Origin of the sequence: Marinobacter sp., from assembly GCF_034669625.1 — a bacterium.
In the GTDB taxonomy this organism is placed as follows: Bacteria; Pseudomonadota; Gammaproteobacteria; order Pseudomonadales; family Oleiphilaceae; genus Marinobacter.
In genome coordinates, this window is record NZ_JAXMOY010000005.1 from 1 (window position 1) to 15,253 (window position 15,253).

Annotated in this window: 9 protein-coding genes and 1 pseudogene; all 10 read right to left on the bottom strand. The window is 52.9% G+C overall.

Annotation, left to right across the window (positions count from 1 at the left end; genetic code table 11):
- Positions 1–111, bottom strand: a pseudogene (locus VOI14_RS05815) (translation initiation factor IF-3); the annotation flags it as partial.
- 2 nt (positions 112–113) lie between these two features.
- Complete coding sequence (thrS, locus tag VOI14_RS05820; protein WP_323751095.1) at positions 114–2,039, bottom strand: threonine--tRNA ligase; 1,926 nt, start codon at positions 2,037–2,039, stop codon at positions 114–116.
- Between the two features lie 158 nt (positions 2,040–2,197).
- Positions 2,198–4,798, bottom strand: coding sequence for a TRAP transporter permease (locus VOI14_RS05825; RefSeq protein ID WP_323751096.1), 2,601 nt, complete (start codon positions 4,796–4,798; stop codon positions 2,198–2,200).
- Positions 4,799–4,877: 79 nt separating this feature from the next.
- Complete coding sequence (locus VOI14_RS05830) at positions 4,878–5,861, bottom strand: TAXI family TRAP transporter solute-binding subunit (protein WP_323751097.1); 984 nt, start codon at positions 5,859–5,861, stop codon at positions 4,878–4,880.
- Between the two features lie 187 nt (positions 5,862–6,048).
- Positions 6,049–8,439 (bottom strand): efflux RND transporter permease subunit, encoded by a 2,391-nt coding sequence (locus VOI14_RS05835; protein ID WP_323751098.1) that lies wholly within the window; start codon positions 8,437–8,439, stop codon positions 6,049–6,051.
- Between the two features lie 45 nt (positions 8,440–8,484).
- Positions 8,485–9,633 carry a WD40/YVTN/BNR-like repeat-containing protein gene (locus VOI14_RS05840; RefSeq protein WP_323751099.1) on the bottom strand — a complete coding sequence of 383 codons (1,149 nt, stop codon included), beginning with the start codon at positions 9,631–9,633 and terminating at the stop codon, positions 8,485–8,487.
- Positions 9,634–9,766: 133 nt separating this feature from the next.
- Positions 9,767–11,155 (bottom strand): DUF1329 domain-containing protein, encoded by a 1,389-nt coding sequence (locus VOI14_RS05845; protein ID WP_323751100.1) that lies wholly within the window; start codon positions 11,153–11,155, stop codon positions 9,767–9,769.
- A 202-nt stretch (positions 11,156–11,357) separates the two neighbouring features.
- Positions 11,358–14,000: an aminopeptidase N gene (pepN, locus tag VOI14_RS05850; protein ID WP_323751101.1), complete on the bottom strand. Its 2,643-nt coding sequence runs from the start codon at positions 13,998–14,000 to the stop codon at positions 11,358–11,360.
- Between the two features lie 31 nt (positions 14,001–14,031).
- Entirely contained in the window at positions 14,032–14,868 is an 837-nt protein-coding gene (locus VOI14_RS05855; RefSeq protein ID WP_323751102.1) for a DUF2797 domain-containing protein, read from the bottom strand.
- A complete protein-coding gene (locus VOI14_RS05860; protein ID WP_323751103.1) occupies positions 14,865–15,167 on the bottom strand; it encodes a YeaC family protein in 303 nt (100 codons plus the stop codon). The genes VOI14_RS05855 and VOI14_RS05860 overlap by 4 nt, the downstream gene beginning before the upstream one ends.
- Positions 15,168–15,253: the final 86 nt, after the last annotated feature.

Consider the following 15,253-nt stretch of genomic DNA (forward strand, 5'->3'; position numbering starts at 1 on the left):
AACAACACCAACCTGATTGCCTTCGGCATCGATCAAGCGGACTTCAGTTGCGTCAATATTCTCATTGATAGGCGCTTTTGGAGTACGCCCCCGATTCGCTCGCTGTTTAATAATTAGATCTCCGTTTTAGTTTTGCCTTTGCGTTGAATGTCATCAGCCAATAGCTGTTCAAACGCTTCAAGCGATAGGGTCCCTAAATCTTCACCTTTACGGGTGCGCACGGCCACCGCATTGTTCTCGATTTCCTTGTCGCCTACAACGACAAGATAGGGAACCTTGTTAAGAGTATGCTCGCGGATTTTAAAGCCGATCTTCTCGTTTCTCAAGTCAGCATTTACCCGATATCCCAAAGAATCCCATTTTTTGGCCAAATTCTGACAATAATCACGCTGATTATCCGTGATATTCAAGACCGCAATCTGTGTCGGGGCCAGCCAGGTGGGGAACGCACCTTCATATTCTTCGATCAGTATACCGATAAATCGCTCAAAAGACCCGAGAACGGCACGATGCAGCATAACCGGCGTTTTCCGTTCGGAATTATCGGCCACATACTGAGCACCCAAACGGCCGGGCATCGAGAAATCTACCTGAATCGTACCGCACTGCCAAACACGACCGATGCAGTCTTTCAGAGAGAATTCAATTTTGGGTCCGTAGAAGGCACCTTCGCCCGGCAACAGTTCCCAGTCAACACCTGCACGGTTCAACGCTTCTTCCAGTGCGGCCTCTGATTTGTCCCACACCTCATCTGAACCTACACGTTTTTCCGGGCGGGTGGATAATTTGTAGAGAATTTCGGAGAAGCCGAAGTCTTCATAAACTTCGTGCAGCAGATGGATAAACGCTGACACCTCTTGCTGAATCGCATCCTCTTCGCAGAAGATGTGAGCATCATCCTGAGTAAACCCGCGAACTCGCATCAAGCCGTGCAGCGCACCGGAAGCTTCGTTACGGTGACAGGAGCCAAACTCGGCCAATCGCAGCGGCAAATCCTTGTAGCTTTTGAGTCCTTGGTTGAACACCTGCACGTGACAGGGGCAGTTCATCGGCTTAATGGCGTAATCGTGCTTCTCGGATTCGGTGGTAAACATGGCGTCTGAGAACTTGTCCCAGTGCCCGGATTTTTCCCAAAGGGTGCGAGAAACCACCTGCGGTGTTTTGATTTCCTGATAACCATGATTGCGCAGCTTACCGCGCATATACTGCTCGATCTCCTGATACAGCGACCAACCATCCGGATGCCAGAACACCATACCCGGCGACTCTTCCTGCATATGAAACAGCTTCAGCTTTTTACCGATCTTCCGGTGGTCACGCTTTTCAGCTTCTTCCAGACGATTCAGGTACGCCTTGAGTTCCTTTTTATTACCCCAAGCCGTGCCATAAACCCGCTGCAGCTGCTCATTGTTATGATCGCCACGCCAGAAGGCACCAGCTACCTTGGTCAGCTTGAACGCTTTCAGCTTGCCAGTGTTTGGCACGTGAGGGCCACGACACAAGTCGATGAAGTCACCCTGACGATAGAATGACAAGTCCTCATCACCGGGAATGTCTTCGATGATCTGAACTTTGTAATCCTCGCCCATGCCTTCAAATAGCTTAACGGCATCCTCTCGGGACATCACCGAACGGGAAACCGGAATATCCTGTTTGGCCAACTCTTCCATCCGCTTTTCAATACGCGCCAAATCTTCGTTGGTGAACGGACGATCGTATTTGAAATCGTAGTAGAAACCATTGTCCACAACTGGCCCGATGGTCACCTGAGCTTCAGGGAACAACTCTTTCACCGCCATTGCCAAAAGGTGAGCGGTAGAGTGTCGAACAACATCCACGCCGTCTTCATCACGCTCCGTTACGATAGCCAGCTCAGCATCGTCTTCAATCAGATGGCTGGTATCCACAAGCTGACCATCCACTTTCCCTGCCAAGGCTGCTTTCGCCAAGCCTGCGCCGATATCAGCGGCAACGTCGTGAACGGTAACGGGTTCTGCAAAACTACGGTGACTGCCATCTGGCAGGGTAATGACGGGCATGGAGTTCTCCTGATGGTTTCTCAGCGGTGATCTATACCAAAGATCACATGGTTGTCAGCTTCCGCGACACAAACCGCGGGCCGATTTGACGGCGAGTTTAACAGAAAAAAGCCCGGCAACAATGCCGGGCTTCTACCAACACTAACCTACCCTTGAATTTACGCGGGCTGAGGCTGAGTTTCTTCTCTGGCCTTGCGCCTCAGCTGGCCATAAGCCACAAACCCGAGCAACATCAAGGCAGGAATAAACACCAACTCCCGCGGCGGCCGATCCAGCCTTGCCTGAACCGCTTCAATGGTCCAACCAAACTGAATACCCGCTTTTTCGGCAGGGCTACCGAAGTTGACGAAGTCCACCGCCAATGCGCCATCAAACTCCGACACTTCCAGACCCGCAGCGGCCAATCGCTCCGCGCCAGTCTCCCCAGCAGGCATATCAAGCTGCACGTAGGTGGTTACGTCGCTGCCGTCGAGAGACATTCCCGACACTCTGAACACCACATCCTCGTCTTTAGGCGCTGTTTCAACATACTCCATGATGGCTTCGCCCTGACGCTCTTCATAGGGAGGGTAAACCATGTCCCAGAAGAACCCGGGGCGGAACAAGGCAAAGGTAATCAACAACAGCGCCAGAGTTTCCCACCAACGCGTACGGGTGAACCAGAAGCCCTGTGTGGCCGCCGAGAACACCAACATCGCCGTCACTGCGCTGGCAATGGTGACCAACAGATCAATCCATCCTGTAAGCCCAATCAGGAGCAACTGCGTGTTGAAGATAAACATGAACGGCAAAATGGCTGTCCGAATATCGTAGGTAAAGCCCTGAATACCCGTTCGTATCGGATCTGCTCCGGAAATGGCGGCCGCCGCATAGGCGGCCAACCCCACGGGCGGCGTATCATCCGCCAGTATTCCAAAATAAAATACGAACAGGTGGACCGCAATTAGCGGGACCAACAGGCCATTTTGAGCGCCGAGGGTCACAATCACCGGCGCCATCAGAGTAGACACCACAATGTAGTTTGCCGTGGTCGGCAGCCCCATGCCCAGCACCAGGCTGATCACCGCTGTGAACAGAAGCATCAACAACAGATTGCCGCCGGACAAGAACTCCACGAACTGGGTCATCACCAACCCAATACCCGTCAGCGTCACCGTTCCCACCACGATGCCAGCCGTCGCGGTCGCGACGCCGATGCCGACCATGTTACGGCCGCCGGTGGCAAGCGAGTGGAATAGATCTGAAATCCCGCCAACAAACTCGCTCATCAAGCCGCCGTGTTTGCGGAAGAAGGCTTTCAGAGGCCGTTGAGTTATAACGATAAAGACCATGAACAAGGTTGCCCAGAAAGCGGACAACTGCGGCGAAAAACGCTCAACTGTCAAACACCAGACCAACACAACAACCGGCAACAGGTAATACAAGCCGGTTTTGACCGTTGGCCCCACCTCCGGAAGCTCACCCATATCCTTTTCAGGGTCGTCGACTTCCAGTTCCGGGAACTTCGTGGCGTATCCGACAAGCACACAGTAAGTAATCAGAAGAGCACCGCCAAGCACCCATATCGCAGCCGAGCCCAAATACTCTTTGGTCCAACCGATGCCGAAGTAAACGATTGCCGTTAGGGCAAACAAACCAAGTAACACAACCACCCAGTTCAACATCCGCTGCGCCAGTGTTGGGCGATTCAATCGCTCAATGCCCTGCATGTTCAATTTGCAGGCCTCAAGGTGCACGATGTAAACCAAGGCAACGTAGGAGATAAGCGCTGGAAGAATGGCATGTTTAATAACTTCCAGGTAGGAAATACCAACGTACTCAACCATCAGGAAGGCCGCAGCGCCCATGATTGGAGGCGTTAACTGGCCATTGGTAGACGCCGCCACTTCAACCGCGCCGGCTTTGGTGGCCGGAAAACCCACACGTTTCATCAATGGAATGGTGAACGTACCCGTTGTCACCACATTGGCAATAGATGAACCGGAGATAACACCACTGAGGCCGCTCGACACCACCGCAGCCTTAGCCGGCCCACCTTTCATGTGCCCAAGCATGGCGTAGGCTACTTTGATGAAGTAATTACCCGCTCCTGCGCGCTCCAACAAAGCGCCGAAGAGCACAAACAGGAAGACGAAGCTGGTGGAAACGCCCAACGCGACGCCGAAGACACCCTCGGTGCCCAGCCATTGATGGGAGGCCAGCTTATTAAGGCTCACACCTTTGTGAGAGATCACGTCCGGCATATATGGGCCGGCCAGCGAATAACCAATAAACACCGCCGCGACAACCGTTAACGGGAGTCCAAGTGCTCGACGGGTGGCTTCCAAGAGCAAAACCAAACCACCCAAAGCGACCCAGAGATCTTGAGTAATGGGTGCCCCGGGACGTTGAGCGAGTTGATCGTAGAAAACGTATAGATAAGAGGCCGCAGCCGCGGCTGCGGCTGCCAAGACCCAATCGTAAATGGGCACTTTGGTTGTGTGCACACCCTTTAACATAGGGAATGCAGAAAAAGCCAAAAACACGGCAAACGCCAAATGGATTGAACGCGCTTCTGTAGAATTGAAAATGCCGAAATTCAGAATGAACGGAAGTGGTGATGCAATCCAAAGCTGAAACAAAGACCAGCAAACTGGAATGATAAAGAGGATTACTGCCGCAGGCCCGACAAGCGCCCTGCCCCCGGTTTCCGTCTGTAACACCTGTTCAACTTTGGCAGCATCCACACTCGCGCCGGGACCGGAGTCATTCTTTGTCATTGAATGTACCTGTGATGTGTAGATAACTCGATGGGGAATTCAGGGCGAGCCAAGCTCGCCCTGATACGTGCACAGCCTGTTAGTCGATCAGACCGGCTTCACGATAGTACTTGGCCGCACCCGGGTGCAGAGGCGCACTCAGGGCATCAGCAACCATCTCTTCTTTCTTCAGGTTGCCAAACGCAGGATGCAGACGCTTGAAGCTATCGAAATTCTCGAACACCGCCTTCACGACCGCGTAGACCACGTCATCCGGCACGTCAGTGGACGACACGAATGTTGCAGCCACACCAAAGGTAGTTACGTCCTGGTCGGAGCCACGATACATACCGCCCGGGATGGTCGCTTGACGATAATACGGGTTGTCTGCGATCAACTTCTGGCTGGCTTTGTTGTCAACGTTCACGACAACACTGTCGCACGAGGTGGTCGCTTCTTTGATGGCACCAGACGGGTGACCAACGGTGTAGAAGAAGGCGTCGATGTTACCATCACACAGAGCCTGGGACTGCTCTGCTGCCTTGATTTCAGCGGCCAGAGAGAACTTATCCATATCCCAGCCCATGGCATCCATCAATACTTCAGCGGTCGCACGCTGACCTGAACCCGGGTTGCCTACAGAGACCCGCTTGCCTTCCAGGTCTTCAAAGTTCTTGATACCGGAGCCCTTGCTGGCAATTACGGTAAACGGCTCTGGGTGCAGAGAGAAGACCGCGCGCAACTTCTCGTTCTTGCCGGCATCTTCGAACTGACTTGTTCCGTTAAATGCGTGGTACTGCCAGTCAGACTGGGCAACAGCCAAGTCCAGCTCGCCAGCGCGGATAGCGTTCAGGTTGTATACCGAACCGCCGGTACTCTCAACAGAACAACGGATACCGTGCTCTTTGCGATCCATATTGACCAGACGACAGATTGCGCCACCTGCCGGATAATAAACACCTGTTACGCCACCGGTACCGATCGTCACAAAACGCTGGTCCTGGGCTGAAACAGAAGTGGATGCAGATCCAAGGCTAATGGCGGCTGCTACGGCCATTGCGGACGCTTTGAGTTTCAGTGTCATGTGTACTCTTCCCTTTCTAGGTGATTATTGTCACTCGCCCATTCATTCCTACGGGCAAATCTTTCGCTCGAATTAAAACATAGAACACATCGGTCGATAAATAAAGAAACGATTGTGTCGCTAAACAGCTGAACGGAAAACAAAAAAAGCCCGCAAATGCGGGCTTTTTCATAGTTTTAAGCCACTATCAGGACTTGGCAGCTGCTCTTGCCTTGGCCAGCATTTTATCTGGCCGCAACAGGAACCTCGCCAACGCTGGCAACAGCCATATGGCACCTACCATGTTCCACAGGAACATAAAGAACAGCAGGAAGCCCATATCGGCCTGGAATTTGATCGGTGAGAATATCCAGGTCACCACACCAAGCCCCAGTGTTACACCAGTAAAGATAACAGCCTTGCCTGTTGAGCGTAGAGTTTCATAGTACGCCTCTTGCAAGGTTTTCCCTTCCAGCAGGAAGTGCTCCAGCTTGCTGTAGATATAGATGCCGTAATCCACACCGATACCAACACCCAGAGCAATGACCGGCAAAGTTGCCACTTTAATACCGATACCAGACATTGCCATGATGGCTTCACACAGAATCGAGGTCAGCCCCAGCGGTATCACGATACACGCTACTGCGCGCAGCGAGCGGAACGTCAGGAAGCAAAGCAAACTCACCACGCTGTATACCAACAAGAGCATGATGTCTTTGGCGCCCGAAATCACTTCGTTAGTGGCGGCTTCGATACCTGCGTTACCGGCGGCCAGCAAGAACGTATGCTCTTCGTTGCTGTTAGCCTGAGCGAAGGCCTCGGTCCGTTCGATAACGGTCTGCAGGGTCTCTGCTTTGTGGTCTTCCAAGAACACCAAGACCGGAGTCAAATCGCAACTTGTGTTAATCAGGCCCGAAGGCGCATCACGAATGGAAGCGTTGATAATGGTCTGGTTACGAGAAATCTCAAACCATTTCCAGTTACCTTCGTTAAGCGCCTTGGTCACCAATTTAGACACGTCCGCCAACGACACAGAACCCTGAACACCCGGGGTGTTCTGTAGTTCCCACTGCAGGCTATCCATCGCCCGAAGCACGTTGTACTGAGTACATTGCTCTTCCGGCGTCTTCACCATGACAACCAACACATCAGCACTGGTGGAGTAGTTGTCGATGATAAAGGCATTGTCTTTATTGTAACGGGAGTCTGCTCGCAGCTCGGGCGCACCTTGATCAAGGTCACCGACTTTCAAGTCCTGCTTGTAGTACATACCCAGCCCAAGACCAATGACAGCGATCAGCAACGAGATGGGAGCCACACCCGGATGGGAGAAATAAGACATGATGCGCCACTTGCGATCCTGCTTCTCACCATGATTCTGTACGTGGCGCACACCACCCTTCGAAATGCCAATGTAAGACATGATCAAAACGTGCAGCACGAGATTGGTCACGATAACGAACGCAACACCCAAGCCCGCCGCCACGGCCAAGTCGCGGATGACGTCGATCTCGATGAACACCAGAGTCAAGAAGCCCATAGCGTCAGAAATCAAAGCCAGCATGCCCGGGATATACAAAGCACGGAAGGCCAGACGGGCCGAGGTAACAGCATCGAAGCCTTTGGCCGACTCAACGGCCATCGCGTTAACGATCTGAACACCGTGACTGATACCAATGGCGAAAACCAAAAAGGGAACCAATACCGAATATGGGTCCAAGCCATACCCCAGCAATTTCAGTGCACCCAGTTGCCAAAACACGGCAATGATCGAAGTGAACACCGGCACCAGCGTTCCAGCGATGCAGCGTGAGTACCAAAACAGCAGCAGTGTGGTCAGCAGAATCGTAATACCCGCGAACCAAGCGATCGAACCGATACCTTCAATCAAGTCACCCACTTTCTTGGCAAAGCCAACGATGTGGATACTGATTTCAGGGTTTTGCCCCTCATACTTGCTGCGAATTTTCTCTTCTAGCTGACGAGAGAACTCGGCGTAGTCCAAAGCCTCGCCGGTTTCAGGGTTTTTCTCATACAGCGGTGCGTACACCACAGTTGAGCGGAAGTTGTCTGAAATCAGACGCCCGACTTCGTTAGAACGCAGTACGTTCTGACGCAACTTCTCAAGACTTTCCCGGGACCCGTCGTAGTTATCAGGGATCACCGTACCGCCCTGGAAGCCCTGTTCGGTGACTTCTACCCAGCGAACGTTTGACGTCCAAAGTGACTTCAGGCCCGAACGATCCACGCCGTTGAGATAAAACATCTCATCAGTGATCTGCTTCAGGGTTTCCATATACTCGGGGTCAAAAATATCGCCGTCCTCAACCGCTACGGCAATGCGGACAAAGTTGCCCAGATTTTCCAGATCATCCCGATGGTCGAGCATGTTCACAATATATGGATGCTCAAGCGGTATCATCCGCTCAAAGCTGGCATCCGGCTGAATCTTGGCCGCGTTGTAGCCAAGGAACAGCGTCAGCACGAAAAATCCGATTAGAATCAGTGCCCGGTTATTAAAAAGCAAACGCTCAAGAAACGGTTCCGCTTTTGGCGTTGTCAGGTAATGGTCACCCCTGTCATGCATCGGGTCAGACATTAATAAGCCCTCTATCCTTTAATCCGTTGATGCCACACCAGGGCGTTATTTAAGGTTCTTGCCGTGAGAATCGGCGAATTTCACTCCGCCCTCACCGACCAGCAAAAGATTGGTCCCGGACAGCGGAACGGCACCCATGACACTTCCCCGATCATTGCGGAAGTATGCATCGAAGCTTTGACCGCCATTGGCACTCATCAAAACAGCGCCACCGTTGCCCACCAAAGTAATGCGACCATCTTCTGTCACGATCGCATTATTCAATGTGGTATTGCCTTCATTCGGAACGATGGTCCAGCTACGCCCCAAATCACTTGAAAAAATCGTGGTGCCACGCAGGCCGAATGCCAATATTTCATTGGCACTGCCGGTGCCAGTAACACCAAACAGCGATCCCGGGTATGGGCTTTCGCGCATTTCCCAGGTATCACCGTTATCGACAGACACATGAATCTGCCCCGCTTCCCCTACCAGCACGAGCGCACCACCGGCAACCCGATTAATGCTGTTGTAGTGAAAGTTTTGCGCGTTATCGATGAAAGGTGACCAGTCCTGCCATGATTCACCACCGTCCTGAGTGCGCAGAATCATGCCGTAGGCCCCCACTGCAAAGCCGTGTTCATCATTCTCGAACCAGACATCGAGCAGGGGGTTAACAGGCCCCACTTCCAAATCGGCTTCCGCATTTTCGAGGGTAAAGATCAAATCATCCAGCGCCCACTCAAGATCGTCTTTCTGATCTTCGGGGGCCTGTTCGATGACCTCTTCCATTTCCGCAATCTGCTCTTTCTTGCTTTCAATGGTCAAAGCTGCAGCCTTGAGACCATCGAACTGCAAGGTCCAGTTTTCACCAGCATCTAACGAATGCAGCAGAACACCACTATGCCCAACGGCCCAACCATGGTTTTCGGTACCAAAATCCAAGGCCGTCAGTGTTACCGAAACAGGCACATCAGCCTGAGTCCAGGTTTCACCTTCGTTATCGGAGTAAATAATGTGGCCACGCTCACCAACCGCAACAATACGATCACCAGCGCGGGTCACATCATTCAGCAACGACTCGGGAGCCAGCTCGGTATCCCGTGCTGGAATATCAATGATATCTGTGAGCGCAGACGCCGAGGGGGCTGCCAATGCCATGGAGAGGCCCAGACAGGCAGAACCCAGTGTCGCGCACTTGAACCTATTAGCCATTCAAATTGCCTTTACGTTGATTGAATCATGAAACGGTTGCCGCAGATGCCGCAAGCAGACCGCAAGCACTATGCTGTCGGTCTTGATCACACTTCCTACTGCAGCGACAAGCTGTCGCCCGCCGCCTTTCGATTTATCGCACACTGCGCCGACGCAAAGAGGACGGTGAGAAATAACGTCTATTCGGGACATCGTCGGTGAAAACGCGCGTATTCGGCTCTTCAGTATCCAAGCCAAGTACGTGATATCGACGAGCCTGAAGATCATGATAGACATCAAGCGCCGTCCAAACGCCAGGCAGCTCATAGTAGTTCTTCAGAATACCCATGGTGACACGCCATAAATTGCCTCGACCGTCATATTGATCCAACAGAGCCGTATTCCAGCTATCCGCATCGACATAGAAACGGCGCTTTCCGTAGATATGACGCTCATCGTCTTTCAAGGTAGCCTCGACAACGTGGACACGATGCAGCTCCCAGCGGGTGAGGTCCGGATTAAGGTGGGTCACTCCCAGAATCTCGGAGTAAGGCGTGTCTTTCTCGCCAATCCGGTAGTTGTTATAGGGAATGTAAATCTCTTTCAAACCCTCGTAGTTCCAGTTGTAGCGATCCATCGCACCGTTAAAGATATCGGTGTCGTCGGCCGTACGCAGGTTATCCGCAGCAGCGATTGGTGAGTCATACCCAAGGTTAGGCGCACGGCGAACACGACGCTGACCCGCGTTGTATCCCCAGCCGTTACGCGGACTCACAATCTGATTAAGGGTTTCATGGACCAGAATAGCGCCACCCGCCAATCGCGGTGGAGACTGGGTGAACGACAGGTAATAGAAGATCACGTTATCCAGATCTTTTTCACCGCCTTCAGGATTGTAGAAATTGACGAAGGCTTCTTGCTGTGAGGTAACCAGACTGTAGTCGCCATTGGTTTGCACAGCCACTTCGCTGCTACGACGGGTAACTGAGATACCGCGCCAGCGCACCAGATGGTTCCAGATTACCTGCCATGCTTTTTCTTCATCCGATCCGTGCAAAATCGGGAAGGGATAACCGCCGAAAGCGCCCTCCAGGCCTTCTGCTTCGCCCACTATCCGGGCGTTGGTAGCATTTTTCTTGATATTTTTTTCAATCCAGCCTGGCACCGCATGAGTACGGCGCGACTGATAAACCGGAATCCGGAAAGTCGTCGGGTAGGTTTCGAACATGGCCTTGACGCCATCGGACAGATGTTCGCTGTACTGCTCCATATTGGAAGCATTAATTTCGAACAGGACCTCGTCGTCCGGGAATGGATCAATGTGATGCTGCCCACTGCCTTCATAGCCGGCAGGTGGCTCTGTCAGACCTCCGGTCCAAGCTGGAATCGTTCCAGCGTCGTTACCCGCCTTTATCGATCCCATTGGTGTGAGATCATTACCAAGACGTGCGGCCTGGCTTGAAGATACGGCGGCAGAAACCGGCAACGCAGCGAATGACAATGCCAACAGCCCACCGAGCCATACACTCTTCTTATAGTTCATTGTGTAACCTTAAAGTCGTCTGAAAGCCTCTAACGGGCCGTCTTGTTATTGTCTGACACTACTCAAACTTTCTTTCAGGTTAGCCGATTGAGCAACAAAGTCTATCGACCAAAAGTGCGATTTTGTATCCAGTCAGTGTCCGCCACCGTTGGCCCCACCCTCTACACGGGGCCAACGGCGTCTTGGTTCCATTACCTCTGCATCAATCGGCCAAACTTTTCACAACGACCTCATAAACATCGCGGGAAAGCTCATTTTTATTGCGTACACGCTCTAAAGCAGCCTTCATCTGTTCCCCATACTGAGGGGCAAATTTTTTCCATCGAGTCAGGGGTGAAATCAAACGTGCAGCAATCTGTGGATTGCTATCGTCGAGCCTGCACACCTGGTCCGCCAGGAACTGATAACCGCTGCCATCCGCATTATGGAACGCTGCCAGATTCTGACTGGCAAACGCCCCAACCACCGAACGAACCTTATTCGGGTTCTTCCAATCGAACGCTGCATGCTGAAGAAGCTCCCGAATTTGTGGCAACTGCCCAGCCTGATGACTAGCGGCCTGAACCGAGAACCACATTTCAACGACCTGAGGATCATCGCTGAACTGATCGTAGAACTCGGCCAAAGCCTGCTCACGCTCATCCACGAATTCGGAATTCACCAACGCGCGCAAGGCTCCCAAGCGATCCGTCATATTGTCAGCTGCGCGATATTGGTCGCGCGCGAAGGCCAAGCCCTGAGCATCCTTGATGTGCAGAAGCCACGCCAGTGCGGTATTGCGAAGACTGCGAAGTGCAATGGCATCCGGTGTCAGTTGGTAATCCGCTTGCATTTGGCTGCGCTGATAACACGCCACCAACTCGTCTCGAAGCGACTCCGCCAGGTGGGTCAGCACTCGCTGGCGTGCCTCATGGATAGCCGGTACATCGGCTTGCTCAGCCAGTTCGACCAAATAGGCTTCTGAAGGCAACAGCAGCATTTTCGCCACCAGCGCCTGATCCAACGAGGCATCGTTCAGCAAACTGCGATAAGCCTCCACCAATCTCGGCTCAATCTCGGCATCATCTGCCGCACCGATCAAGGACTGAATCACATCAACAGCCAGACGCTGGCCAGCATCCCAACGGTTAAACCCGTCAGGATCATGGCTCATCAAAAACAGTAACTGCTCACGGCTCCACGGATACTGCACACGAACCGGTGCGGAAAAATTCTGAAGCAACGAAGGCACCGGGCGCTCGGGCACACCATAGAATTCGAAACTGTGCTCAGTCTCGGTCAGCTCGAGCACACGCTCAACCGGCCCGCCTTGCTCGTCCGCACTCAAATTCAGCGACAGGGGCTTACCTGCTGTATCGAGCAACCCTAGAGCAAACGGTATGTGCTGGGGTTTCTTATCCGACTGGCCCGGCGTATCCGGGATGCTCTGGCGAATATTCAGGCGGTAAACACAGAGCTGCTCGTCGTAGTCGTCTGCAACCGCGACAATTGGCGTACCGGCCTGCTGATACCACAGACGGAACTGGCTCAAGTCTCGACCGGAAGCATCCTCCATGGCTCCCACAAAGTCATCGGTCGTTACCGCTTGGCCGTCGTGGCGTTCAAAGTAAAGGTCACTGCCTTTCCGGAACAACTCATCACCCAACAGGTTATGAATCATCCGCACCACTTCGGCACCCTTCTCATAAATGGTCAGGGTGTAGAAGTTAGAAATCTCCATGTAGGACTCGGGCCGAACCGGATGCGCCATAGGCCCGGCATCTTCAGCAAACTGGGCGGTGCGCAGAAGGGTTGCATCTTCAATGCGCTTAACGGTCGGCGAGCCCATGTCCGCAGAGAACTGAGCATCCCGAAACACCGTAAAGCCTTCTTTCAGGCTCAGCTGAAACCAGTCACGACAGGTCACCCGGTTACCTGACCAGTTATGAAAATATTCGTGCGCCACGATGGCCTCTATGCGCTGGAACGACGCATCGGTTGCAGTCTCCTGACTGGCCAGCACGCAGGACGAATTGAAAATATTCAGTCCCTTGTTTTCCATCGCGCCCATATTGAAGTCGTCGACCGCTACGATCATGAAAATATCCAGATCGTATTCCCGGCCATAAACCTCTTCATCCCAACGCATGGAACGCTTCAAAGCATCCATGGCGAAGTCGCACTTGGCCGCGTTTCTCGGTTCCACGTACATGCGTAAAGCGATGGTTCGGCCAGAGCAAGTCGTGAAGGTGTCTTTCTTTTCAACCAGATCACCAGCAACCAGAGCGAACAAGTAAGCCGGTTTCGGGAACGGATCTTCCCAGGTAACGAAATGGCGACCACCTTCAAGCTCACCCTGTTCTATCGGGTTACCGTTAGAAAGCAGAATCGGGTAAGCGGACTTGTCAGCCTCCACGCGAGTACGGAAGACCGCCATCACATCCGGGCGGTCCGGATAGTAAGTAATACAGCGGAAACCCTCGGCTTCACATTGGGTACAGAACATCCCGGATGATTTGTACAATCCTTCCAGACGGGTATTGTTCTGAGGTTCTATCCAGGTCACCACATTAAGCTCGAACTGGGCGGGCACTGCGTGAACCACCAACTTGTCACCCTGCTCCTCATAAGCATCGCCTGCCAGCAACGAGCCATCCAACGACACAGATTCCAGCTTCAAGCTGTCACCATTGAGCTCCAGAGGCGCTTCCGCGTGCGTGCTCTCGGGGTTTCGTCGCACGGCCATCGTGCTGTGCACCCGAGCACCGTCTTCAAACAGTTCGAAACGCAAATCCACACGGTCAACCAAGTACGCGGGAACCTTGTATTCGTTCAGGTAAATGGTTTGTGGCTGGTTGGTTCGCATTAATACTCTCCAAACAAAAAACGTGACGGGCTCAGTCAATAACCCGGAACCGGACTTCATAACCGGTAAATTTTCGAATGTTAATTACCCCGGTATCGAGCATCAGGTACTGACCTTTAATACCTTCAAGCAGACCCTCTACTTCCGGCGTTTTATCCAGATTATGGGATTTCACTTTAGCCGGCCAGACCTCCACGGGATAGCCCAGCCCAAGCGAGGCCTCGTCCACAATTCGCAGGCTGTCTTCGCCGTGTTGGCGCTTTAACTCTGCAAGATCATCTTCCACGAGAGCCAATATTCGGCGGCGTTCTTCAACAAGATCCAGCTCAGGCACATCGCCTTTCAGCATAGCCCGCCAGTTGGTGCGGTCGGCGACATGGCTCTTGCAAGCGACCTCCACCAACCCCGACAGATAGCGGCTAGACACGCGCAACATGGGAATGGCATCCACCGCGCCCTGATCAATCCAGCGCGTGGGCACCTGGGTACCTCGGGTGATGCCGACTTTCAGCCCGCTGGAATTGGCCAAATACACCACGTGCTCAACCATGCAGTTGGCTTCGCCCCATTCGGGCTCACGGCAGGTGCCCAGATGAAAGTGGCACTTCTCAGGGCTCATGATGCAGCTATCGCAGGCCGCCAACTTGCGAAAACAGGGATAACAAAAGCCCTGGCTAAAGCTCTTTTTGGTGGTGCGGTCGCAATTGATACAACGGATAACACCTTCAAAGTCCAACCGGAGCGTTTTCCCGATCAGCTCATTCATGGGAATACGGGTATCGCCCACCGCCAAGGTGTAAGCCACCGGATTGCCCGCCTCGGCAGGCATTTTCCGAAGACGCCCGGTCACATCGATGGAGTCAGTCAAACCTTAACCTCAACGAATTGATCCGGGTCTACATCGTTGCTCTGCTTTTGGAGGTCCTTCCGAAACTGCACGGACGGGTCGCAAGCCGTGCCGGCTTTTTCGCCGCGGTCCAAATACCCCACCCGCTCTTCTTCCGGCATGTTGTGCTTGTTTTCGAAATAAATGACCGCCTCGAGACAAATCGCACGCTGTTCACGAGAAATGGCTCGACCATCTGGCCACTTACCCAGCTCAATGGCCTGTTTAAGGTTGCGGTATACGGTCGGATCCAGCCGCTCAATCAGTTCGTCGTAGGTCATGACCCACCCCTTGAAAATAGGTTCGTAAAAAAATCGGCAAATCCGTTTGACAGACGCAAATGATAACGATTATTATTTTCAAACCA